Consider the following 23,328-nt stretch of genomic DNA (forward strand, 5'->3'; position numbering starts at 1 on the left):
CCTCGGGCTAAAAAAGTGAGCCCCCGCAGGGCGGGGGCTCAAGTGTAACCTGACGGACCGGGGTTAGTCACGTATCCAGCCTTTGCGGATCGGAAGGGCAAACAGAACGCGATAGGCCTGTGATAATCCACGATAAAGCGCCGGACCAAAGAGGCTCCACAGGATGGCTGCGCTGACGCAGCCCATCAGCCCCACCAGGAAACCGCCGACCATATCCAGCGGCCAGTGCACGCCCAGGTAGACGCGGGACCAGGCGATGGCGACCGCCACCCCCATCAGCACCATGCCAGACCACAGGCGATGCCAGAACAGGAAGGCCAGCGCAAAGGTGAAGATCACCGTGCCGTGATCGCTCGGGAACGAGTCATCCGGCGCATGGTGCAGGAAGTTGTAGCCGACGCGATCGACAAACGGACGATCGTGCGGGAAGGCGTGGCCCAGCACGTAGCTTGCCAGCACGCTCACGCCGATCGCCATCGCCATTTTGATCACCAGATGGCGCTGGGCGGTGACCTGTGTACGAGGTCCCCATAACCAGAGGATCACCGCCAGCGCCGGTACAATGCTGATCACATCTTTCGCAATGAAGGTGGCGAGATCGATCATCCATTTCGGTGATGCTGGCGTGGCGTTGAGCAGGTAAAACAGTTCGTAGTTCAGATTTTCTAACATAATCTCGTTACTCTTTAGCAAACCAGGTGGAAACCAGCCCGTAAACCAGCACCTGGGAAAACCAGACCCACCACCCGGCCCACAGGTTGTGAGAGAAAAAATGCGCGCCGCGCATGACCTGGCCGAATCCCATCAGCAGCCCCATAACAACGCCTAACGCGACAAAGGACCATGCCAGGCGCGGACGTTCACGCCAGAAGGCAAAAAACAACCCCATCACCATAAACCCGCTTGAGGCGTGGCCGCCGGGAAAGCAGCGTCCCGGTCCGCTGTCTGCCGGAACGGCGCTGAACAGGGGATACGAGACGGCTTTGCCGCCATACTCCACCAGATCCCACGGACAGCTGTGGTGGCTTATGCTTTTCAGCACCCCAACTACCAGCGCCCCCAGCCCCATCAGAAGCGCGGCCGTCACCAGCCGGGCATTGCGTTTGTAAGCGCCGTAAATCAGCGATGCGGCAGCCAGCGCAATGGTCACATATTTCGCCAGCCGATGGTTCAGCAGATCCAGCAGCGGGTTTTGCTGTAGCGGGAAATGGTGCGTCGCCGCGTCATACCAGAAGCCGGTTATCCATCGGTCAAGCGATTCATCGCGCGAAAGCCAGGTAAAAAGCAGCGCAAGGACGATCAGCCCGAAAAGCTGATAACCATAAAAGCGGGCAGACAAACGGTAAAGGCTTTTTGTCTTATTTGTCGGTAACTTAGATAATTCTGAAGGGCTGACGGCGTGTGTCATAGTTTCGGTCAATAACGTGAAATAGCACTATCATAGGGAGGGCAACTTAAGGAAACCTTAAACAACAACGATAAGTGCCTTATTTCTGTGTTTTCACGTGATTATGCTATCTCAGACAGCGGCAATTCATTACACTCATCGCGATTTTTTCATACTAAAGAGATTGCATGATAAACCGTTCTTCTTCCGGTAATCGTCTGGGTCGTCAGGCGTTACTTTTTCCTCTGTGTCTGGTGCTTTACGAATTCTCTACCTACATCGGCAACGACATGATCCAGCCAGGCATGCTGGCTGTGGTTGAGCAGTACAACGCAGGTATTGAGTGGGTACCTACATCCATGACCGCCTATCTGGCGGGCGGCATGTTTTTACAGTGGCTTTTAGGGCCGCTGTCGGATCGTATTGGCCGCCGCCCGGTGATGCTGACGGGCGTGGTGTGGTTTATCGTCACCTGTCTCGCCACGCTGCTGGCGCAGAACATTGAGCAATTCACGCTGCTGCGTTTCCTTCAGGGCGTGAGCCTGTGCTTTATTGGCGCCGTGGGCTACGCCGCTATTCAGGAGTCGTTTGAGGAGGCGGTATGTATCAAAATAACCGCGCTGATGGCGAACGTGGCGCTGATTGCGCCGCTTCTGGGGCCGCTGGTGGGAGCCGCATGGGTCCACGTTGCGCCGTGGGAAGGGATGTTCGTCCTCTTTGCCGCGCTTGCGGCCATCTCTTTCTTTGGGCTGCACCGTGCGATGCCGGAGACCGCCACCCGCCTGGGCGAAAAGCTCTCGCTTAAAGAGCTGGGGCGTGACTATAAGGCGGTGCTGCAAAACGGCCGTTTTGTCGCGGGCGCGCTGGCGACGGGCTTTGTCAGCCTGCCGCTGCTGGCGTGGATTGCCCAGTCGCCGGTCATTATCATCAGCGGCGAACAGCTTAGCAGCTATGAGTATGGCCTGTTACAGGTGCCGATTTTTGGCGCGCTGATTATCGGTAACCTGGTGCTGGCGCGTCTGACGTCGCGACGTACCGTGCGTTCGCTGATTATTATGGGTGGCTGGCCCATAGCGGCAGGGCTGATTATCGCGGCGGTGGCGACCGTAGTCTCGTCCCATGCGTACCTGTGGATGACGGCGGGGCTGAGCGTTTATGCGTTTGGTATTGGCGTGGCGAATGCCGGCCTGGTGCGCCTGACGCTGTTCGCCAGTGAAATGAGTAAAGGCACGGTGTCTGCCGCGATGGGGATGCTGCAAATGCTGATTTTCACCGTCGGTATTGAGGTGAGCAAGCATGCCTATGCTTTCGGCGGTAACGGACTGTTCAGCCTGTTTAACCTCGCCAACGGCGTACTGTGGATTGCCCTGATGGTGGTATTCCTGAAAGACAAACGCGTCGGAAACGCCCTGCAACCGTAATCCTTATTCCCTCTCCCGGTGGGAGAGGGTTAGGGTGAGGGCACCAGAGCGCACGGAATCAATTAAACGGCGCCTCCCCGTCCAGCACCCTATCAATTACGTCCAGCACCCCTTCGTCATTATTGTTCGGCGCTTCATAGCGGGCCACCGCCTTAATGTGCGGTCTGGCATTGGCCATCGCGAAGCCATACCCTGCCTGGCGCAACATCTCCACGTCGTTACCGCTGTCGCCAAAGGCCACCACTTCACTGTCCTCAATGCCCCAGCGCGCTTGCAGGATCCGCAGGCCGTTAGCTTTGTGTACGCCGGGGATAATCAGGTCGATACTACCGTGTCCCGTGGTCACCGGCACCATGATGTCGCCAAGCTTCTCATGCAGCAGCGCCTGAATGCGCGGAATTTCGTCGTCAGAGACGTTTAGCCCGAATTTGAAGAAAATATCGTTGAGGTTGTCAAAGCTGCTGACGCTTTCAAGGCGGTGATAGTATTTCGCAGCAATCTCTTTGAAGAGGTCGTTATACGTTTTCAGCGTGTAGGCGCTGTTTTTTCCGCAGGCAATTATCTCAATGCCGGGCACGTCGTTTAACAGGGTGGCGACGGTCAGAAAATGCTCTTTCGACAGTTCGCCGTTAAACACGTCTTCGCCCGCATCCACCACCCAGCCGCCGTTTTCGGCGACGAAGGCAATTTCATGGGCGATCTCCGGGAAAAATGAGATCAGCTGGTAGTACTGGTTTCCGCTGGCGACCACAAAACGGATGCCTTGCGCTTTCATGCGCGCGTACTGCGCCAGAAAACGCGCGCGGTTATAGGTTTTCGCATCGCTCAGGAAGGAGCCATCCATGTCGACTGCAATCAGTTTAACGCTCATATCCCTTCTCCATTGACGTTGTTTCTGCTTCCGGTTTTGCCACCGCTCGCGCCACCAGGGCGGCAATAATGACTAACCCTAATACCACCAGCATCGCGCTGCGTAACCCGTAGTGCTCACCGAGGAATCCAAGCAGCGGCGGGCCCACCAGGAAAGCGAGGTAGCCCGTGGTCGCCACGACGCTCACGCGCGTCGGCGCGTCGGGGCCGGTATCGCTGGCAGCGGAAATGGTCAGCGGGAAGCCAAGGGAGGCGCCCAGTCCCCACAGGATCACCGACACGCCGGCAATCCAGTCCACATCCACAAAGATAATCATCGCGATGCCCAGCCCACCCAGCAGGGCGCTGGCACGGACAACAGCCACGCGGCTGTAACGGTCGATAAACCAGCCCCCGGTAAAGCGTCCGACGGTCATGCCGAGCGTAAACCCGGCGTAAATCAGCGAGCCGGAGGTGGGGCTAAATCCGTGCCCGTCTACCATCAGCAACGGTAGCCAGTCGTTGGCGGATCCTTCAGCAAACGCCATCGCCAGTACCACCACGCCAATCAGCATCAGCTGGAAATCGCGATAGAAGGGCAACCCTTTTGCCGCAGACTTCTGTTCGTCCGAGGCATTTTGTCCTGTGCCTGCGGGAATAGCCCTGATGCCGGTGAGGATCGGGATAATGCAGACCAGCGCCGCGAGTAAAATGTGCACATTGGCCGCAATGCCCAGCGCCGTCAGCGCCATCCCCACGCCCGCGCCCGCCAGCGTGCCGAGGCTGTAAAAGCCATGCATCATCGGCAGCACCGTTTTGTTCATCGCCTTTTCAACGGCGGCCCCCTCGACGTTAATGGCCACTTCCGCCGCACCAAAGCTGCCGCCAAATACCATCAACCCAAGGGCAAACATCAGCGGCGAGGCGAACCACAGCGCCACGCTCAGACCGAGCATTCCCACCACGGCGCAGCACATGGTGGTGCGGATCACCGCGCGCGTGCCAAAGCGCTTCACCAGCCAGGCCGAGCAGAGGATGCCGCTCATCGAGCCAATCGACAGGCCAAACAGCACGATCCCCATCTCCGCCGTCGAAACGGATAGCGTATCGCGGATTGCCGGGGTGCGCGTTGCCCAGGAAGCCATCAGCAGCCCGGGGATGAAGAAGAACATAAACAGCGCCCACATGCGCAGATGCAGGGCTTTGCGAGGAGAAGTTAGCGTCATTGGGATCAGCACCAGAAGTACAACAATAGCGACAACACTAGCAACTTTGTGTACATTTGTACATAAACCGGATGAGGATTTTATGAGCAGACCACCGAACGACCCTAACCGCCGCGAGAAGATACTCCAGGCGACGCTGGACACCATTGCTGAGCACGGTATTCATGCCGTCACGCACCGCAAAATTGCCACCTGCGCAGGCGTGCCGCTGGGGTCGATGACCTACTATTTCGACGGGATGGAGTCGCTTCTGGAGGAGGCATTCACGTGGTTTACGCAGCAGATGTCTCAGCAGTACCGGGATTTCTTCGCGGGGGTTACGGGGCGCGAGAGGGCGTGCGAGGCGATTACCACGCTGATCCACAGTTCAGCCGTGACCACGCCACACAATATGGCGCTGATGTATCAGCTGTACGCGTTTATGCACCGCAGCGCCGCGCTGAAAACGGTGATGCAGGACTGGATGAAGATGAGCCAGGCTACGCTGGAGCAGTGGTTTGATCCGGCCACCGCCCGCGCGCTGGATGCGTTTATCGAGGGGATGACGCTGCATTTTGTGACCGATCGGTCGCCGTTAACTCGGGAGGAGATCCGGGTGATGGTGGGGCGGATTGCCCGTGAGCAGATGCCACGCGATTAGCAGAAGGGCACCATGATGTTACCGGCCCAGAACTTTTGCCTGGAGTCGATTCGACTACCCTACTTGCCGGGTGACGGCTTCGCCTTACACGGCCTACAATCCTGAATCTTAAATTTGTATTTCTTCAGGCAACAAAAAACCCATCAACCTTGAACCAAAACGGCGGGGTTGATGGGCTCCACAAATTGGGGACATCAAAGAAAAGCAGTGGCACTAGTTATGACTGCACCCTGCGTAAAAAGTTCTGCGCGTAACGAAAATTTTTTCAGCCACACGCAAACTTGAGATTTATCCAAGTCCTGGCCAGATAATGATGATCAGCGTACCCGCCAGCGTCAGCAGCACGTTGGCGATTGCGTACGTGCCTGCATAGCCCAGCGCCGGGATATTGCTGCGCGCGGTGTCGCTGATGATCTCCATCGCCGGTGCGCAGGTGCGCGCGCCCATCATCGCGCCGAAGAGCAGGGCGCGGTTCATGCGCAGCACGTAGGCGCCGAACAGGAAACAGATCACCACCGGTACCAGGCTGACGATAAGTCCGGAAACCAACATTTGCCAGCCGACCGCGCCCAGGCCGTTGCCAATGCCGCTCCCGGCGCTTAATCCGACACCCGCCATAAAGACCATCAGACCGAACTCTTTCACCATGTTCAGCGCCCCCTGAGGGATATAGCCGAAGGTGGGATGGTTCGCTCGCAGGAAGCCCAGCATGATCCCGGCGAACAGCAGACCGGCTGCGTTACCAATGCCGAAGCTAAAGTTGCTGAACTGGAAGGTTATCATCCCGATCATCAGGCCGACAATGAAGAAGGCGCAGAAGGCTAACAGGTCCGTCACCTGGCTGTGGATCGAGATAAAGCCGATACGGTCGGCAACGGTTTTAACCCGTCGGGCATCGCCGCTGACCTGCAACACATCGCCTTTATTGAGCACCACGTTATCGTCGATAGGCATTTCAATCTGGCTGCGGATCACGCGGTTGAGGAAACAGCCGTGGTCGGTCAGCTTCAGCTGTGCCAGACGGCGGCCCACGGCGTTGTGGTTTTTCACCACAATCTCTTCGGTGACGATACGCATGTCCAGCAGGTCGCGGTCAAACACCTCTTTCCCGTTGCGGAAGCTCGGATCGAGACGCGCGTGGGCGTCCGGGTAGCCAACAAGGGCGATGTCATCGCCCATCTGGAGCACCGCGTCACCGTCCGGGTTTGCCAGAATGCCGTTACGACGGATACGTTCGATGTAGCAGCCGGTCTGACGGTAGATCCCCAGCTCGCGCAGGTTTTTCCCGTCGGTCCAGGCAACCAGCTCCGGCCCGACGCGGTAGGCGCGGATCACCGGCAGGTAAACTTTACGTTTGGAGTCCGTGTCCAGGCCGCGCTCGCGGGCGATGGTCTGGGCGCTGGTCTGAAGATCCTGATGCTGAAGTTTTGGCAGATAGCGCGCGCCAACAATCAGGCTCACCAGACCAATCAGATAGGTCAGGGCATAGCCCAGACTCAGGTTGTCCAGCGCGGAGGAAAGCTGCGTGCCTGCCATGCCAGAATGACGAAGCGTATCCCCCGCGCCAACAAGCACCGGCGTGGAGGTCATCGAGCCTGCCAGCATACCGGCCGTTAAGCCGATGTCCCAGCCAAACAGTTTGCCCAGCCCTAACGCAATCAGCAGGGCGCTGCCGACCATCACCAGCGCCAGCATCAGGTAATTTTTGCCGTCTCGGAAGAAAATGGAAAAAAAGTTCGGACCGGCTTCCACGCCTACGCAAAAAATAAACAGCATGAAACCTAAGTTAAGCGCGTCCGTGTTAATACTGAAATGTTGTTGACCTAATAACAGGGAGACGACTAAAACGCCAATGGAATTACCAAGTTGAACTGAACCCAGGCGTAATTTACCCAGACAAAGGCCCAGCGCCAGTACCACAAATAATAACAGGATGTAATTCCCATTTAACAAGTCTGCGACGTTTATATTCACGGAGGCTAACTTCTTGTTTACCAGTAAGTTGTTGAATGAAAGGACTATTTGGGCTACTGTTTTCAGAGTCAGGGAATCACTTTGCATCTCCCTGCTTCCTGATAAATACCCTAAACACTAGCAGTCGGTTAGTTTAATCGTAATAGCTACCGACAGCCACCTATTATCGCACGACTTCTGTGCGTGCTTTGGCAAGGATTGCCGCATTGCTTTATCTGACTGGGCGTCCACCGGACGATTTTTGTATTTGATAGAGATAAGTCAGGAGGATAGTTTGAACTTTAAACGAAACTGGGCTGGCGTAATCAGCTGTTTTTTGCTGTTTACGGTCGTTTGCATGTCGCTCGCTTTTAACGTGAAAGGCGCCTTCAGAGCGTCCGGTCATCCCGAGCTGGGCCTGTTGTTCTTCATCCTGCCGGGGGTAGTCGCCGGTTTTCTCTCGCGTAAAGGCGAGGTGGTGATGCCGCTTATTGGGGCAATGCTTGCGGCCCCGATCTGCCTGCTTCTGATGCGCATGCTGTTTCTCTCGTCGAGAAGCGTCTGGCAGGAAGTGGCGTGGCTACTGAGTGGCGTTTTCTGGTGTGCGCTGGGCGCGCTCTGTTTCTTATTTACGCGCAGCCTGCTGCAACAGCGGAAGCACCGTAAATAAAAACGCCCTCAGGGTGAGGGCGTCTTCGCATTACTGAGCCGCAAACAGGCCCAGGTGTTCTTTGGCGTAGGCCTCAAAATCGGTGCAGCCGCCGATGTGTTTCTGATCGAGGAAGATCTGCGGCACGGTTTCAACCGGTTTACCCACGGTTTTTTCCAGATCGGCTTTAGTGATGCCTTCCGCGTGGATATCCACGTAACGGAAGTTGAAATCATCACGTTCTTCAGTCAGTTTCTCTGCCAGCTCTTTCGCGCGTACACAGTAAGGGCATCCTGGACGACCAAAAATTACTGCAAACATTTCTCTCTCCTCAAAAAACAAGCCTGACGGCGAATGGCGCCTATAGTGCACGATAACCTGCCGTCATGGAAAGAAGGTTTCACCTGTCACTTTGATACAGTCAGGCTATGTTTCGCCAATTACATCAGGTGGATCATTGCCTATACTGGCTGCCATACGTTTTACGCAACACAAAGAGAGACAAAATGACGCCAACCATTGACCTGCTTCGTTCCCACCGTTCCATTCGCCATTTCACCGATGAGCCGATTACCCAGGCGCAGCGGGAAGCGATCATCGACAGCGCAAGAGGCACCTCCAGCTCCAGCTTTTTGCAGTGCAGCTCCATTATCCGCATCACCGATCCGGCGATGCGTGAGCAGCTGGTAACGCTGACGGGCGGACAAAAGCACGTTGCCCAGGCGGCTGAGTTCTGGGTGTTCTGCGCCGATTTTAACCGTCATCTGCAAATCTGCCCCGAGGCCGAGCTGGGGCTGGCGGAACAGCTGCTGCTGGGCGTGGTGGATACGGCGCTGATGGCGCAAAACGCGTTCACGGCGGCGGAATCGCTGGGGCTTGGCGGCGTCTATATTGGCGGGCTGCGTAACAACATCGAAAGCGTGACGGAACTGCTGAAGCTGCCGAAACACGTGCTGCCGCTGTTTGGTCTGTGCCTCGGCTGGCCGGCAGATAACCCGGATCTGAAGCCGCGCATTCCTGCTGCGATGCTGGTGCATGAAAACCACTACCAGCCGGTCGACCAGGACGTTCTGCATCAATACGATGAAGAGCTGGCGAACTACTATCTGACGCGCGACAGCAACAACCGCCGCGACACCTGGAGCGACCATATTCGTCGCACCATCATCAAGGAGAACCGCCCGTTCATTCTTGATTACCTGCACAAACAGGGCTGGGCAACGCGGTAGTCCATTCCTCCTGCGCCTCGTGTATGATAGGCAGGCTTTTACCATGTCTTTAGAGAGGTGCAGGGTGAAAATTGCCATATTGTCCCGGGATGGAACGCTCTATTCATGTAAACGCCTGCGAGAAGCGGCGGCGAAACGCGGACATCAGATTGAGATCCTCGATCCGATGTCCTGCTATATGAACATCGACCCTGCGGCATCGTCGATTCATTACAAAGGCCGCAAACTCCCGCATTTTGATGCGGTAATTCCCCGCATTGGCTCCCAGATCACCTATTACGGTACGGCTGCGCTGCGCCAGTTTGAAATGCTGGGAAGCTATCCGCTCAACGAGTCCGTGGCGATCTCCCGCGCCCGCGATAAGCTGCGCTCGCTGCAACTGCTGGCGCGCCAGGGGATCGATCTGCCCGTCACCGGGATTGCCCACTCCCCGGACGACACCAGCGATTTAATCGACATGGTGGGCGGTGCGCCGCTGGTTATTAAGCTGGTGGAAGGTACGCAGGGTATTGGGGTGGTACTGGCGGAGACGCGTCAGGCGGCGGAAAGCGTGATCGACGCGTTTCGCGGTCTGAATGCCCATATTCTGGTGCAGGAGTATATTAAAGAGGCCAACGGGTGCGACATCCGCTGCTTTGTGGTGGGCGATGAGGTGGTGGCCGCCATAGAGCGGCAGGCAAAAGAGGGCGACTTCCGCTCTAACCTGCACCGCGGCGGTATCGCGCGGGTGGCCCTTATTAGCGAGCGCGAGCGCGAGATTGCGGTGAAAGCGGCGCAGACGCTGGGCCTGGACGTGGCGGGGGTCGATCTGCTGCGTGCCGGGCGCGGGCCGCTGGTGATGGAAGTCAACGCCTCGCCGGGGCTGGAAGGGGTGGAAAAAACCACAGGCGTCGATATTGCAGGTAAAATGATCGCATGGATTGAACGCCATGCGACGCCGGGATTTTGCCTGAAAACGGGCGGTTAAATGGATCGGCGCGCACTTTTTGCGTAATCTGGACAACGTTTTTATTTAAGAGGCTGCACAGCGATGGATTTACAGGTCGTACCTACACTGGATACGTTACGTCAATGGCTCGATGATGCCGGTATTACTTTCTTCGAATGCGACTCCTGCCAGGCGCTGCATCTGCCTCACATGCAAAATTTCGATGGCATTTTCGATGCCAAAATCGATCTGATTAACGACGTGATCCTGTTCTCGGCGCTGGCTGAAGTAAAGCCTTCTGCGCTGCTGGCGCTGGCGTCTGATCTGTCAGCGATCAACGCCAGTTCTTTGACGGTGAAAGCGTTTCTCGACATACAGGATGATAATCTGCCAAAGCTGGTGGTTTGCCAGTCTTTATTCTCCGGCGCGGGGCTCTCCTTCAAGCAGTTCGCCTGGTTTATGCGCCTGAGCGAAGAGCAAATTTCCATGGTAATGATGGAAGCCAACGCACATCACCTGCTGTATAGCGCGGAAGATGATGCCGAGAATAATGATGCATCTCCCAATTTTCTCCACTAAGCCTGTCTGACTTTTGCGCAGTCGCTGCCAGAGCGGCTGCATAACACCATTTTTTCTGCTGCTTTTAACCTTTCTTTAAAGAGTTTTTCACCTCCTCTCCGGCCGTTTCGGCTTATCACGTAGACATAATCTGCATAAAAAATTGATAAAAGGCGTTTTTTCGTCTGGGCTATAGCCGGAGACACGGGCTACAGTTATTCTTGCGGTGCTTAAAAAAGCGAGCGGAACCTGCCGGGAAGAGGGGGTATTTTATTTCGGGCAGAGCGACAAACTATGCATGATTATTGCATATCTTCAGGCTGCACAGTTTTGGTTCGTTTGTTAACGAACTTTCAGAAGGAATAACAATATGATCGCCTTGAATAAAAAATGGTTATCGGGTCTGGTTGCGGGTGCTCTGATGGCCGTCTCTGCCGGCACGCTCGCTGCGGAACAAAAAACGCTGCACGTCTATAACTGGTCTGACTATATTGCGCCGGACACCGTCGCGAATTTTGAAAAAGAGACCGGCATTAAGGTTGTCTACGACGTATTCGATTCCAACGAAGTGCTGGAAGGCAAACTGATGGCGGGCAGCACCGGTTTCGATCTGGTGGTGCCGTCGGCAAGCTTCCTGGAGCGTCAGCTGACCGCCGGTGTCTTCCAGCCGCTGGACAAGAGCAAATTACCGAACTGGAAGAACCTCGATCCGGACGTGCTGAAGCTGGTGGCGAAGCACGATCCGGAGAATAAATACGCGATGCCTTACCTGTGGGCGACAACCGGTATTGGCTATAACGTGGATAAAGTCAAAGCGGCGCTGGGCCCGGACGTCAAGCTGGACAGCTGGGACGTGGTGCTGAAGCCGGAAAACCTCGAGAAGCTGAAAAGCTGCGGCGTCTCTTTCCTCGATGCGCCGGAAGAGATTTTCGCCACCGTGCTTAACTATCTCGGCAAAGATCCTAACAGCAGCAAGGCCGACGACTACACCGGTCCGGCAACCGACCTGCTCCTGAAGCTGCGTCCGAATATTCGCTACTTCCACTCCTCTCAGTACATCAACGACCTGGCTAACGGGGATATCTGCGTGGCCATCGGCTGGGCGGGCGATGTCTGGCAGGCGGCGAACCGCGCGAAAGAGGCCAAAAACGGCGTAAATGTTTCCTACTTCATTCCGAAGGAGGGGGCGCTGGCGTTCTTCGACGTCTTCGCGATGCCGGCTGATGCGAAAAATAAAGAGGAAGCGTATCAATTCCTCAACTACCTGATGCGTCCGGAGGTGATTGCCCACATCAGCGACCATGTCTACTACGCCAACGGTAACAAGGCCTCCGTGCCGCTGGTGAGCGAAGAAATCCGCAATAATCCGGCGATCTATCCGCCAGCCGATGTGTTTGCCAAGCTCTTCACCCTGAAAGTGCAGGAACCGAAAATTGACCGTGTGCGTACCCGCGCGTGGACCAAGGTGAAAAGCGGTAAGTAACGGCGTTTGATATCGTTGCCCGGTGGCGCTGTCGCTTACCGGGCCGACAGATCCCGTAGGCCGGGCAAGCGTTAGCGCCGCCCGGCGATGCGCACCCTGACGGTGCGTTTGCACCAGTGTTGATCTATGCCGGAGAACACCCCGTGAATGACGCGATCCCCCGCCCGCAGGCGAAAGTCCGTAAAGCGCTGACCCCGCTTCTTGAAATTCGTAACCTCACCAAATCCTTCGACGGCCAGCATGCCGTGGACGATGTCAGCCTGACGATCTACAAAGGTGAAATTTTTGCTTTGCTCGGCGCATCGGGCTGCGGCAAATCCACACTGCTGCGTATGCTGGCAGGCTTTGAACAGCCTACCGCCGGGCAGATCGTGCTGGATGGGGTAGACCTCTCCAGCGTGCCGCCGTACCTGCGGCCCATAAACATGATGTTCCAGTCCTATGCCCTGTTCCCGCACATGACCGTTGAGCAGAACATCGCCTTCGGCCTGAAGCAGGACAAACTGCCGAAAGCCGAAATCACCGCGCGCGTGGCAGAGATGCTGAGCCTGGTGCATATGCAGGAGTTTGCGAAGCGTAAGCCGCATCAGCTTTCCGGCGGCCAGCGTCAGCGCGTGGCGCTGGCAAGAAGTCTGGCGAAGCGTCCAAAATTATTACTGCTCGACGAGCCGATGGGCGCGCTGGATAAAAAGCTGCGCGACCGGATGCAGCTGGAAGTGGTGGATATCCTCGAGCGCGTGGGGGTGACCTGCGTGATGGTGACCCACGATCAGGAAGAGGCGATGACCATGGCCGGGCGCATTGCGATCATGAATCGCGGTAAGTTCGTGCAGATCGGCGAGCCGGAAGAGATCTATGAACACCCGACAACCCGCTACAGCGCGGAGTTCATCGGCTCGGTAAACGTCTTCGAAGGGCTACTGAAGGAACGCCAGGAAGACGGTCTGGTGATTGAATCGCCGGGGCTGGTGCACCCGCTGAAGGTTGATTCTAATAACTCCGTGGTGGACAACGTGCCGGTTTACGTTGCCCTGCGCCCGGAAAAAATCATGCTTTGCGATGAGCCGCCCGCCGATGGCTATAACTTTGCCGTGGGCGAAGTGGTACACATTGCCTATCTCGGCGATCTGTCGATTTACCATGTGCGCCTGAAAAGCGGCCAGATGCTCAGCGCCCAGTTACAGAACGAACACCGGTATCGCAAGGGACAGCCAACCTGGGGCGACGAAGTGAGCCTCTGCTGGGATGCGGACAGTTGCGTAGTCCTGACGGTATAAGGAGCGGTCATGAGCACACTTGAACCTCCAGCCCGCGTCAAAAAACCGGGCGGTTTCGCGCTCTGGCTGGCGCGCATGCAGATGGCGCATGGCCGCAAGCTGGTCATCGCCATGCCCTATATCTGGCTGATCCTGCTGTTTCTGCTGCCGTTCCTGATCGTCTTTAAGATCAGCCTGGCGGAGATGGCGCGGGCGATCCCACCGTATATCGATCTGTGGGAGTGGGCCGACGGGCAGCTGACGCTGACCTTAAACCTCGGTAATTTTCTGCAACTGACCGACGATCCGCTCTATTTCGAAGCCTATTTGCAGTCGTTACAGGTTGCGGCTATTTCTACGATTTGCTGCTTGTTGATGGGCTACCCGCTGGCGTGGGCAGTGGCGCACAGCAAGCCGTCGACGCGAAATATTTTACTGCTGTTGGTCATTTTACCGTCGTGGACGTCGTTCCTGATCCGCGTGTACGCGTGGATGGGGATCCTGAAGAATAACGGCATACTGAATAACTTCCTGCTGTGGCTTGGGGTCATCGACCAGCCGCTGACGATCCTGCACACCAACCTTGCGGTGTATATCGGGATTGTCTATGCCTATCTGCCGTTTATGGTGCTGCCAATCTATACGGCGCTGACGCGAATCGATTACTCGCTGGTGGAAGCCTCGCTGGATCTCGGCGCACGCCCGTTGAAGACTTTCTTCAGCGTCATTGTGCCGCTCACCAAAGGCGGGATCATCGCCGGGTCGATGCTGGTGTTTATCCCGGCGGTCGGGGAGTTTGTGATCCCGGAACTGCTCGGCGGCCCGGACAGCATCATGATTGGCCGCGTGCTGTGGCAGGAGTTCTTCAATAACCGCGACTGGCCGGTGGCCTCGGCGGTGGCGATCGTCATGTTACTGCTGCTGATCGTGCCGATCATGTGGTTCCACAAACATCAGCAGAAACAGATGGGAGACCACGGATGAACAACTTACCGGTAGTACGCTCCCCGTGGCGAATTGCGATCCTGATTATCGGCTTTACCTTCCTGTATGCGCCAATGCTGATGCTGGTGATCTACTCGTTCAACAGCTCTAAGCTGGTCACCGTCTGGGCGGGCTGGTCCACGCGCTGGTACAGCGAGCTGTTCCACGATGATGCGATGATGAGCGCGGTGGGGCTGAGCCTGACCATTGCGGCGCTGGCGGCGACGATGGCCTGCGTGCTGGGCACTATCGCCGCGCTGGTGATGGTGCGCTTTGGCCGTTTCCGCGGGGCGAATGGTTTCGCGTTTATGATCACCGCCCCGCTGGTGATGCCGGACGTCATCACCGGCCTGTCGCTACTGCTGCTGTTTGTCGCGCTGGCGCACGCCATCGGCTGGCCAGCGGATCGCGGGATGCTCACCATCTGGCTGGCACATGTCACCTTCTGTACGGCGTATGTGGCGGTGGTGATCTCCTCGCGGCTGCGCGAGCTGGATCGCTCCATTGAAGAGGCGGCGATGGATCTCGGCGCAACGCCGCTGAAGGTCTTTTTCATCATCACGCTGCCGATGATTATGCCGGCGGTGATCTCCGGCTGGCTGCTGGCGTTCACGCTCTCGCTCGACGATCTGGTTATCGCCAGCTTTGTGTCGGGGCCGGGCGCGACGACGCTGCCGATGCTGGTCTTCTCCAGCGTGCGGATGGGGGTGAATCCGGAGATCAACGCCCTGGCCTCCATCATCCTTGGCGTGGTCGGAATTGTCGGATTTATCGCCTGGTATTTGATGGCGCGCGCGGAAAAACAGCGTGTGCGCGATATCCAGCGTGCAAGACGCGGCTGAAGGAATTACTATTTCCAGTGATGTGCCGCGTATGACGCGGCACTGTTTTTCAGGGAAGTAAAAACATTGGGATTCTTACAAAAAACACGTCATTCGCACGCTCGTCCGAACGTCCCTGCACTGGTGCAGGTGGCGGCGCTCGCCATTATTATGATCCGCTGCCTGGATGTGCTGATGATAATGAACACTCTGGGTCCGCGCGGAATGGGGGAATTTATTCACCGCAGCGCGCAGACGTGGAATCTGACGCTGGTGTTTCTCAGCAGCCTGATGCTGGTGTTTATTGAGATCTACTGTGCGTTCTCGCTGGTGAAAGGACGTAACTGGGCGCGCTGGGTGTATCTGCTTACGCAGATCACCGCCGCAGGCTACCTGTGGGCCGCCTCGCTGGGCTATGGCTATCCGGAGCTGTTCAGCATACCCGGTGAGTCGCGACGCGAGATTTTCCATTCACTGGTGATGCAAAAACTGCCGGATATGCTGGTGCTCTGCCTGCTTTATCTCCCGGCTTCCAGTCGGCGGTTCTTCCGCCTGCAATAATGTGTATAATCGCAGCCCTCGTGTTTCTTAAGGTTTTCATATGCAGTGCGCACTCTATGACGCCGGACGCTGCCGCTCCTGTCAGTGGATAGAACAGCCGGTCTCTCAACAACTCACCGCCAAAATGGCCGACCTGCAACAGCTGCTGACAGCACATGCGGTGGGCGAGTGGTGCGCACCCGTCAGTGGCCCGGAACAGGGCTTTCGCAATAAAGCCAAAATGGTGGTCAGCGGCAGCGTTGAAAAGCCGCTGCTGGGGATGCTGCACCGCGACGGCACCCCGGAAGATTTAACCGACTGCCCGCTGTATCCCGCCTCGTTTGAGCCGGTGTTTAGCGCGCTGAAACCGTTTATCGCCCGGGCGGGGTTAACGCCCTATAACGTTGCCCGCAGGCGCGGCGAGCTGAAATACCTTTTGCTGACCGAAAGCCAGATCGACGGCGGGATGATGCTGCGCTTTGTGCTGCGTTCGGAAAACAAGCTGGAGCAGCTGCGCGCGGCGCTTCCGGGGTTGCAGGAACAGCTTCCGCAGCTCAAGGTTATCACCGCGAATATTCAGCCGGTGCATATGGCGATCATGGAAGGGGAGAAAGAGATTTTCTTCACCGAACAGCATGCGCTGGCGGAGAGCTTTAACGGCGTGCCGCTGTGGATCCGTCCGCAAAGCTTCTTTCAGACTAACCCCACCGTCGCCAGCGCGCTGTACGCCACCGCGCGCGACTGGGTGCGTGCGTTACAGGTTCATCACATGTGGGATCTGTTCTGCGGCGTCGGCGGCTTTGGCCTGCACTGTGCCACGCCAGACATGCAGCTCACCGGAATTGAGATCTCCGCCGAAGCGATTGCCTGCGCGAAGCAGTCCGCCGCAGAGCTGGGGCTGACGAATCTGCACTTCCAGGCGCTAGACTCGACCCGGTTCGCCACCGGACAGGGCAACGTGCCGGAGCTGGTGCTGGTGAACCCGCCGCGCCGGGGTATCGGCCAGGCGCTCTGCGACTACCTGAGCCAGATGGCGCCGGAGTACATTGTCTACTCCAGCTGTAACGCGCAGACCATGGCGAAGGATATCGCCAGCCTGCCGGGCTACCGCATTGCGCGCGTTCAGCTTTTCGATATGTTCCCCCATACCGCCCATTATGAAGTGTTGACGTTGTTAACCAAAGCGCAGGCCGGGTAAGGCGAAGCCGTCACCCGGCATAAACCCCGCACAATGTTCAACAAAATGTGAACTCTTCCCCCGCTCGAAATCAGGTAAGCTTACGTCATAACAAATGATTGAAGGCTTACCCATGAAGCAGATCCTGCTGGTAGAAGACGACCACGATATCGCGGCACTCCTGCGTCTTAATCTGGAAGATGAAGGCTACGCCATTACCCACGAGCCCGACGGGGGCAACGCCTTACAGCGTCTTGAAACACAGCCGTGGGACGCGGTGATCCTCGATCTGATGCTGCCGAATGTCGATGGTCTGGAGATTTGCCGCCGTATCCGCCAGATGACCCGCTACCTGCCCATTATCATCATTAGCGCCCGCAGCAGTGAAACTGACCGTATTACTGGCCTGGAAACAGGGGCGGATGATTATCTGGCAAAACCTTTCTCGGTGCAGGAGCTGATTGCCCGCATTAAGGCGCTGTTTCGCCGTCAGCAGGCGATGGGCCAGGCGCAGACGGACGGCATTATTCAGGCGCACGGACTGACTATCGATCCGCTGGCGCGCACCGTGCGCCTTAACGGTCAACACGTCGATCTCACCCCGCGCGAATTTGAACTGCTCTATTTCTTTGCCCGCCATCCCGGGGAGATTTTTTCGCGGCTGGCGCTACTGGAGCAGGTGTGGGGGTATCAGCACGAAGGCTACGAACACACCGTCAATACCCACATTAACCGCCTGCGCATCAAAATAGAGAAAGATGCCGCCGAGCCGGAGATCGTTCGCACCGTCTGGGGCAAAGGCTACAAATTTGCGGAGCAGAATCATGATGCGTCGCTTTAGCCTGAGCCAGCGCCTGACGCTGCTGTTTACGGCGTTACTGCTGCTCTGCGCCACCGTCGCCTGTGCGGTGCAGCTCTACAGTAGCATGCAGTACGGCAATGCGATGGTGCAGCGGCTCTCCGGCGGGCTGGCGCAGCAGATTGTGCAGCGGGAAGCGATTCTGGATGCGCAGGGCAGGGTGGATCGCAGCGCCTTAAAACCGCTGTTCGACCGGCTGATGACCTTTAATCCGAGCGTCGAGCTGTATGTTGTCTCGCCAGATGGCGATATCCTGGCCGATGCCGCCCCGCCGGGGCACATTCAGCGGCAAAAAATTGACCTCGTGCCGATACAGAATTTCCTCAGCGGGACGGTGATGCCGGTGTTTGGCGACGATCCCCGAAGCCAGAATAAGAAAGTCTTCAGCGCCACCCCGCTGCGGCAGGACGGTGAGCTGAAGGGGTATCTGTACATTATTTTGCAGGGGGAGGAGTCCAACGCGCTGGCGGAGATGGCCTGGCACAAAGCGCTCTGGAGTACGGCGCTGTGGTCGATGCTGCTGGTGGCGCTGTTTGGTCTGCTGGCGGGGTTGCTGCTCTGGTACTGGGTGACGCGCCCGGTTAAACAGCTCACGCTGGACGTGGCCGGGCTGGAGCAGGACAGCATCAGCGCGATTAAGCAGCTGGCGGCCCAGCCGCTTGAGCCTGCCGGCCAGGATGAAGTGGCGATCCTGCGCAATACCTTTATCGAGCTGGCGCGCAAAATCACCTCTCAGTGGGATCGGCTGGCCGACAGCGACCGCCAGCGCCGGGAGTTTATCGCCAACATTTCGCACGACTTACGCACCCCGCTGACGTCGCTGCTGGGTTATCTGGAAACGCTGTCGCTGAAATCCGCAACGCTGTCGCCGCAGGAGCATCAGCAGTACCTCGCTACCGCGCTGCGTCAGGGGCAAAAGGTACGCCATCTGTCGCAGCAGCTGTTCGAGCTGGCGCGTCTTGAGCACGGCGGCATCAAGCCCCAGCGCGAGCGTTTTGCCATGGCTGAACTGATTTCCGACGTGGCGCAAAAGTTTGAACTCGCTGCCCGCACGCGTGAGTTAAATCTGCACATTGACGTCCCGGGTCCGCTGCCGCAGGTGTTGGCCGATGTTTCCATGATTGAACGGGTGGTGACGAATCTGCTGGATAATGCGATACGCCATACCCCAGCAGGTGGAGACATTCGTCTGGCGGTGTGGCAGGAGAACGACCGGTTACAGGTTGAAGTGGCCGACAGCGGAACGGGTGTTGATGCCGCATTACGGGACGATCTGTTCCAGCGTCCGTCAGCGTTAAATCCACAGGCCTCGCGGGAGCACCGGGGCGGGTTAGGGCTGTTAATCGTGAAAAGAATGCTGGAGCTGCACGGCGGGGGGATCAGGCTGATGGAGTCCGTGAGCGGGGCACGGTTCAGGTTCTTTGTGCCGCTTTAAGAAATTGCCGGGTGGCGGCTTCGCCTTACCCGGCCTACAGACCACCCCCGTAGGCCAGGTCACCCGGCAAAAAAGGTTATTGCGGGAACCACTGCTCGCTGATTTTCTGGTATGTGCCGTCAGCTTTGATCGCTTTCAGCGCGCCGTTCAGTTTCTCAAGCAGAGCCTTGTTATCCGGACGCACGGCAATACCGAGGCCAGTGCCGAAATACTGCGGATCGGTCACTTTCTCCGTCGCTGTACCCAGCTGCGGGTTGGTTTTCAGCCACTCATTCACGACCGCGGTGTCGCCAAATACGCCATCAATACGGCCATTTTTCAGGTCGATAATGGCGTTCTGGTAGCTGTCGTAGGCCACGGTTTTCACTTCAGGATGCTTGTCCTGGAGGTATTTCTGGTGTGTGGTGCCGTTCTCCATGCCGATGCGCTTGCCTTTCAGCTCGTCGAAAGATTTATAAGCCCCTTTCTTCGCAATCACCACCGCAGAGTTCGCGTAGTACGGGTCGGTGAACGCGACCTGCTTGCTGCGCTCTGGCGTGATGTCCATGCCGGAGATCACCGCGTCGTACTTTTTAAATTTCAGGGACGGGATCAGGCTGTCAAATGCGTGGTTAGTAAAGGTGCAGTCGGCCTGCATCTGCTTGCACAGCGCTTTCGCCAGGTCGATGTCGAAGCCGACGATCTGGTTGCTGGCATCCAGCGATTCAAACGGCGGATAGGTGGCAGAAACGCCGAAATTGATTTTATCGGCGGCGGATGCGCCAGCGGCGAAGGTTGCGAGTAATGCGGCCAGAACTAACTTTTTCATTGTAATGCTCCCGTCTGTCAATCTTGTCATTATGCGCCGTGTCTGCGGCATGGATGTACAATGCCACTCAATGAATTTATATGCAATAAATATGATTAAATATTATTTAATGCATAAAAAAAAGCGGGTAACCCATCAGGTTACCCGCACTACGAAAACAGCTTTATGCATTAAGTCGATTAATTTCTGCGCTCAAACGCCAGCGCCTTACGCTCGATAAGACGCATCATCAGGGTCAGCAGACCGTTGACCACCAGATAGACCAGACCCGCCGCACCGAACACCATCACGTCGTAGGTGCGTCCGTACAGCAGCTGTCCGTGGCCCATCACTTCCATCAGGGTGATGGTGTAGGCCAGAGAGGTACTTTTGAACACCAGCACGACTTCGTTGGAATAGGAAGAGAGGGCGCGCTTAAAGGCATAAGGCAGCAGGATCGCCAGCGTATCCTTCTTGCTCATGCCCAGCGCCCCGCAGGACTGCCACTGGCCTTCCGGGATCGCGCGAATGGCGCCGTAGAACAGCTGCGTGGTATAGGCCGCGCTGTTCAGGGAGAGGGCAATCAGGGCGCAGAGCCATGGCTCAGAGAGCAGATGCCAGATAACCGGATATTCCTGTAACGACGGGAACTGGCCCGGGCCGTAGTAAATCAGGAAGATCTGCACCAGCAGCGGCGTTCCGGTGAAGAGCGTAATGTAGCCACGTACAATCCACACCAGCACCGGCGTTTTCAGCGTCAGGACGATGGTGAAGATCAGCGCCAGGATCAGCGCCACGATGATAGACGCGACGGTCAGCGTCAGGCTGGTGTGCAGCCCTTTCATCAGTTCGGGTAAATAATCCAGCATCAGCCTGGTCTCCGTTCAAAACGCGTTGCGCGCAGATCAATACGCTTCAGAACGTACTGGCTCAGCAACGTGATCACCAGGTAGATAGCCGCCGCGACGATGTACCAGGTAAACGGCTCCTGCGTACGGGTGGCGATACTTTTTGTTTGCAACATCAAATCGTTCACGCTGATCAGGCTCACCAGCGCGGTATCTTTCAGCAGTACCAGCCACTGGTTACCCAGCCCTGGCAGGGCATGACGCCACATCTGCGGCATCACCAGGCGGAAGAAGATCGCCGCTTTCGACAGACCCAGCGCCTGGCCGGATTCCCATTGACCCTGCGGTACCGCTTTCAGCGCGCCGCGCAGCGTTTGTGACGCATAGGCCGAATAGAGCAGGGAGAGCGCAATCACGCCGCACAGGAACGGGCTGACGTCGAAGTTCTCAATCTGCATCTGCACCGGGATCTGCGCAAAGCCGAGATTAATCGTGAAGCCGTCCGACAGTGTTAACAGCAGCTGTGAGGAGCCGAAATAGATAAACAGGACCACCAGAATTTCCGGCAGTCCACGCAGCACAGTCACCAGCGCTGAACCGAGCCATGCGACAGGGTGCCACTTAACGGACTCCCACACCGCAAAGAACATCGCCAGTACGAGGCCGATAATCAGTGCACAAACGGCAAGGCCGACGGTCATCCCGGCGGTGCTTGCTAAAGGAAAAATTTCATTCATCAGGAGTTACTTCTGGAACCATTTTTTGTAGATGGTTTCGTAGGTGCCGTCTTTCTTCACTTTTTCCAGCGCAGCGTTGAATTTCTGCTGCAACTCGGTATTGCCCTGACGTACGGCAATACCCAGACCTGTACCGAAGTAGTCTTTATCGGTCACCTTGTCACCCACGGCGGCCAGCTTGTCGTTCGCTTTCAGCCATTCAGTCACAACAGCCGTGTCCCCGAACACCGCATCGATACGACCGTTTTGCAGGTCCAGCTTCGCATTCTGGTAGCTGTCATACGGCACGGTGGTGATTTCCGGATGCTTATCCATGATGAATTTCTGGTGCGTGGTGCCGTTCTGCACGCCGACTTTCTTGCCTTTCAGCAGGTCAACGGAGGCGTATTTACCTTTCTGACCGATGAACAGGGCCGAGTTGTCATAGTAAGGGGTGGTGAACAGAACCTGCTTTTCTCGCTCCGGAGTGATGTCCATTCCGGCCATTACGGCGTCGATACGGCGGAACTTCAGGCTTGGGATCAGGCTGTCGAACGCCTGGTTGCTGAAGGTACAGGTCGCGTCGATCTCTTTACACAGGGCGTTTGCCAGGTCCACGTCGAAGCCAACAATCTTGTTGTTCGCATCAATGGATTCAAACGGAGGGTAGGACGCTTCAGTGGCGAAACGGATGGTCTGGGCTGCGGTAGCGGAAAGGCTGACGCTAGCAAGCAGCGCGGCAATCAATACTTTTTTCATTATAATTTCCCTAACACATTAGTGTGATAAGTAGTTTTTGAAGGCATCGGTTTGCGGGTTAGTGAAGCAGCTCGCGTCACCCTGCTCAACGATATACCCGTTTTCCATATAAACCACGCGGCTGGCGGTTTTGCGCGCCACTTCCACCTCGTGGGTCACGATGACCTGGGTAATGTTGGTTTCCGCCAGCTCACGAATAATGCTCACGATCTGGGCGGTAATTTCCGGGTCCAGCGCCGCGGTTGGCTCGTCAAACAGCAGCACCGCCGGCTCCATCATCAGCGCACGGGCGATCGCCACACGCTGTTGCTGACCACCAGAGAGGTGTAAAGGATACCGGTCGCTGTACGGTTTCAGACGCAGACGTTCCAGCAGCTTTTCCGCACGCGCCATCGCCTGGTCTTTGCTTAAGCCAAGCACGCGGCACGGGGCTTCAATCAGGTTTTGCACCACCGTCAGATGCGGCCAGAGATTGTATTGCTGGAAAACCATGCCCACGTTTTGACGCAGTTCACGAATCGCTTTATCAGACGGGGTTTTCGCGAAGTCAAAATGGTTACCGGCGATGGCCAGCGTCCCCGAACGGGGCATTTCAAGCAGATTAAGAACTCGCAGAAGGGAGCTTTTTCCCGCGCCGCTTGGGCCGAGCAAAACCAGCGTTTCGCCCTCCGGGCAACTCAGCGTAATGTCGAACAGCGCCTGGTGTGCGCCGTAGAAGCAGTTAATGCCGTTTAGTTTAATACTCATCGGGGCAGTCTTTACTCATCCAGGCAATCTATAGCAATTGAGGCCGCAGATAGTACCGTTGACAGAATAGTTATGC

Annotated in this window: 25 protein-coding genes; 14 read left to right on the forward strand and 11 right to left on the reverse strand. The window is 56.8% G+C overall.

Features of this window, described 5'->3' with window-relative positions:
• Positions 1–63: 63 nt before the first annotated feature.
• Together ybjG and INF61_RS02895 are read right to left on the reverse strand one after the other, a co-directional pair.
• The gene (gene ybjG, locus INF61_RS02890) at positions 64–672 is read right to left on the reverse strand and encodes an undecaprenyl-diphosphate phosphatase (RefSeq protein WP_062938122.1); all 609 of its coding nucleotides are present in this window, start codon (positions 670–672) and stop codon (positions 64–66) included.
• Positions 673–679: 7 nt separating this feature from the next.
• Entirely contained in the window at positions 680–1,408 is a 729-nt protein-coding gene (locus INF61_RS02895) for a phosphatase PAP2 family protein (protein ID WP_045343709.1), read from the reverse strand.
• Between the two features lie 167 nt (positions 1,409–1,575).
• Between INF61_RS02895 and INF61_RS02900 the strand changes: the two genes are divergently transcribed.
• The gene (locus INF61_RS02900; RefSeq protein ID WP_023303359.1) at positions 1,576–2,808 is read left to right on the forward strand and encodes an MFS transporter; all 1,233 of its coding nucleotides are present in this window, start codon (positions 1,576–1,578) and stop codon (positions 2,806–2,808) included.
• Positions 2,809–2,866: 58 nt separating this feature from the next.
• On the opposite strand, the gene INF61_RS02905 is transcribed toward INF61_RS02900, so the two are convergent.
• Together INF61_RS02905 and INF61_RS02910 are read right to left on the reverse strand one after the other, a co-directional pair.
• Entirely contained in the window at positions 2,867–3,679 is an 813-nt protein-coding gene (locus tag INF61_RS02905; RefSeq protein WP_017384884.1) for a Cof-type HAD-IIB family hydrolase, read from the reverse strand.
• Positions 3,669–4,883, reverse strand: coding sequence for an MFS transporter (locus tag INF61_RS02910; RefSeq protein ID WP_149500234.1), 1,215 nt, complete (start codon positions 4,881–4,883; stop codon positions 3,669–3,671). Before INF61_RS02910 ends, INF61_RS02905 begins: the two co-directional genes overlap by 11 nt.
• A gap of 82 nt (positions 4,884–4,965) precedes the next feature.
• On the opposite strand from INF61_RS02910, the gene INF61_RS02915 reads away from it, so the two are divergent.
• Positions 4,966–5,523 carry a TetR/AcrR family transcriptional regulator gene (locus tag INF61_RS02915; protein ID WP_032647831.1) on the forward strand — a complete coding sequence of 186 codons (558 nt, stop codon included), beginning with the start codon at positions 4,966–4,968 and terminating at the stop codon, positions 5,521–5,523.
• A gap of 288 nt (positions 5,524–5,811) precedes the next feature.
• On the opposite strand, the gene INF61_RS02920 is transcribed toward INF61_RS02915, so the two are convergent.
• Positions 5,812–7,497, reverse strand: coding sequence for an aspartate:alanine antiporter (locus INF61_RS02920; RefSeq protein WP_026080732.1), 1,686 nt, complete (start codon positions 7,495–7,497; stop codon positions 5,812–5,814).
• Positions 7,498–7,771: 274 nt separating this feature from the next.
• Here INF61_RS02920 and INF61_RS02925 point away from each other — a divergent pair, with 274 nt between their 5' ends.
• Positions 7,772–8,146, forward strand: a complete 375-nt coding sequence (locus INF61_RS02925; RefSeq protein WP_048973298.1) for an inner membrane protein YbjM — start codon at positions 7,772–7,774, stop codon at positions 8,144–8,146.
• Between the two features lie 30 nt (positions 8,147–8,176).
• Here INF61_RS02925 and INF61_RS02930 read toward each other — a convergent pair whose 3' ends face one another.
• The gene (locus tag INF61_RS02930; RefSeq protein WP_006809455.1) at positions 8,177–8,446 is read right to left on the reverse strand and encodes a GrxA family glutaredoxin; all 270 of its coding nucleotides are present in this window, start codon (positions 8,444–8,446) and stop codon (positions 8,177–8,179) included.
• A gap of 185 nt (positions 8,447–8,631) precedes the next feature.
• Here INF61_RS02930 and nfsA point away from each other — a divergent pair, with 185 nt between their 5' ends.
• The 11 genes from nfsA (at position 8,632) to INF61_RS02985 (ending at position 19,395) form a co-directional block, all read left to right on the forward strand.
• Positions 8,632–9,354, forward strand: a complete 723-nt coding sequence (gene nfsA, locus INF61_RS02935) for a nitroreductase NfsA (protein WP_015571015.1) — start codon at positions 8,632–8,634, stop codon at positions 9,352–9,354.
• A gap of 64 nt (positions 9,355–9,418) precedes the next feature.
• A complete protein-coding gene (gene rimK, locus INF61_RS02940) occupies positions 9,419–10,321 on the forward strand; it encodes a 30S ribosomal protein S6--L-glutamate ligase (protein ID WP_017693733.1) in 903 nt (300 codons plus the stop codon).
• A 63-nt stretch (positions 10,322–10,384) separates the two neighbouring features.
• Positions 10,385–10,861, forward strand: a complete 477-nt coding sequence (locus INF61_RS02945) for a YbjN domain-containing protein (RefSeq protein WP_003858385.1) — start codon at positions 10,385–10,387, stop codon at positions 10,859–10,861.
• A 349-nt stretch (positions 10,862–11,210) separates the two neighbouring features.
• The gene (potF, locus tag INF61_RS02950; protein WP_015571013.1) at positions 11,211–12,323 is read left to right on the forward strand and encodes a spermidine/putrescine ABC transporter substrate-binding protein PotF; all 1,113 of its coding nucleotides are present in this window, start codon (positions 11,211–11,213) and stop codon (positions 12,321–12,323) included.
• 143 nt (positions 12,324–12,466) lie between these two features.
• Positions 12,467–13,600, forward strand: a complete 1,134-nt coding sequence (gene potG, locus INF61_RS02955) for a putrescine ABC transporter ATP-binding subunit PotG (protein ID WP_193547509.1) — start codon at positions 12,467–12,469, stop codon at positions 13,598–13,600.
• A gap of 9 nt (positions 13,601–13,609) precedes the next feature.
• Positions 13,610–14,563 carry a putrescine ABC transporter permease PotH gene (gene potH, locus INF61_RS02960; protein ID WP_193547510.1) on the forward strand — a complete coding sequence of 318 codons (954 nt, stop codon included), beginning with the start codon at positions 13,610–13,612 and terminating at the stop codon, positions 14,561–14,563.
• Positions 14,560–15,405, forward strand: a complete 846-nt coding sequence (potI, locus tag INF61_RS02965) for a putrescine ABC transporter permease PotI (RefSeq protein ID WP_003858378.1) — start codon at positions 14,560–14,562, stop codon at positions 15,403–15,405. Before potH ends, potI begins: the two co-directional genes overlap by 4 nt.
• Positions 15,406–15,447: 42 nt before the next feature.
• A complete protein-coding gene (locus INF61_RS02970) occupies positions 15,448–15,945 on the forward strand; it encodes a YbjO family protein (protein WP_085929694.1) in 498 nt (165 codons plus the stop codon).
• Between the two features lie 40 nt (positions 15,946–15,985).
• Complete coding sequence (rlmC, locus tag INF61_RS02975; protein ID WP_032671250.1) at positions 15,986–17,122, forward strand: 23S rRNA (uracil(747)-C(5))-methyltransferase RlmC; 1,137 nt, start codon at positions 15,986–15,988, stop codon at positions 17,120–17,122.
• Between the two features lie 112 nt (positions 17,123–17,234).
• Entirely contained in the window at positions 17,235–17,942 is a 708-nt protein-coding gene (locus INF61_RS02980; RefSeq protein ID WP_047734402.1) for a response regulator transcription factor, read from the forward strand.
• Positions 17,926–19,395 carry a sensor histidine kinase KdpD gene (locus INF61_RS02985; protein ID WP_048973295.1) on the forward strand — a complete coding sequence of 490 codons (1,470 nt, stop codon included), beginning with the start codon at positions 17,926–17,928 and terminating at the stop codon, positions 19,393–19,395. The genes INF61_RS02980 and INF61_RS02985 overlap by 17 nt, the downstream gene beginning before the upstream one ends.
• Before the next feature lie 76 nt (positions 19,396–19,471).
• Here the strand turns inward: INF61_RS02985 and artJ are convergent, their stop codons facing one another.
• The 5 genes from artJ to artP form a co-directional block, all read right to left on the reverse strand.
• A complete protein-coding gene (gene artJ, locus INF61_RS02990; RefSeq protein ID WP_015571008.1) occupies positions 19,472–20,203 on the reverse strand; it encodes an arginine ABC transporter substrate-binding protein ArtJ in 732 nt (243 codons plus the stop codon).
• A 179-nt stretch (positions 20,204–20,382) separates the two neighbouring features.
• The gene (artM, locus tag INF61_RS02995) at positions 20,383–21,051 is read right to left on the reverse strand and encodes an arginine ABC transporter permease ArtM (RefSeq protein WP_003858369.1); all 669 of its coding nucleotides are present in this window, start codon (positions 21,049–21,051) and stop codon (positions 20,383–20,385) included.
• The gene (gene artQ / locus INF61_RS03000; RefSeq protein WP_193547511.1) at positions 21,051–21,767 is read right to left on the reverse strand and encodes an arginine ABC transporter permease ArtQ; all 717 of its coding nucleotides are present in this window, start codon (positions 21,765–21,767) and stop codon (positions 21,051–21,053) included. The genes artM and artQ overlap by 1 nt, the downstream gene beginning before the upstream one ends.
• Positions 21,768–21,773: 6 nt before the next feature.
• On the reverse strand, positions 21,774–22,505 hold the full coding sequence (gene artI, locus INF61_RS03005) for an arginine ABC transporter substrate-binding protein ArtI (protein ID WP_006174322.1): 732 nt from the start codon (positions 22,503–22,505) through the stop codon (positions 21,774–21,776).
• Positions 22,506–22,523: 18 nt separating this feature from the next.
• A complete protein-coding gene (gene artP / locus INF61_RS03010; protein WP_006809439.1) occupies positions 22,524–23,252 on the reverse strand; it encodes an arginine ABC transporter ATP-binding protein ArtP in 729 nt (242 codons plus the stop codon).
• Between the last annotated feature and the right edge of the window lie 76 nt (positions 23,253–23,328).

It is taken from the genome of Enterobacter cloacae complex sp. P18RS, from assembly GCF_014982105.1.
GTDB lineage: Bacteria > Pseudomonadota > Gammaproteobacteria > Enterobacterales > Enterobacteriaceae > Enterobacter > Enterobacter hormaechei_C.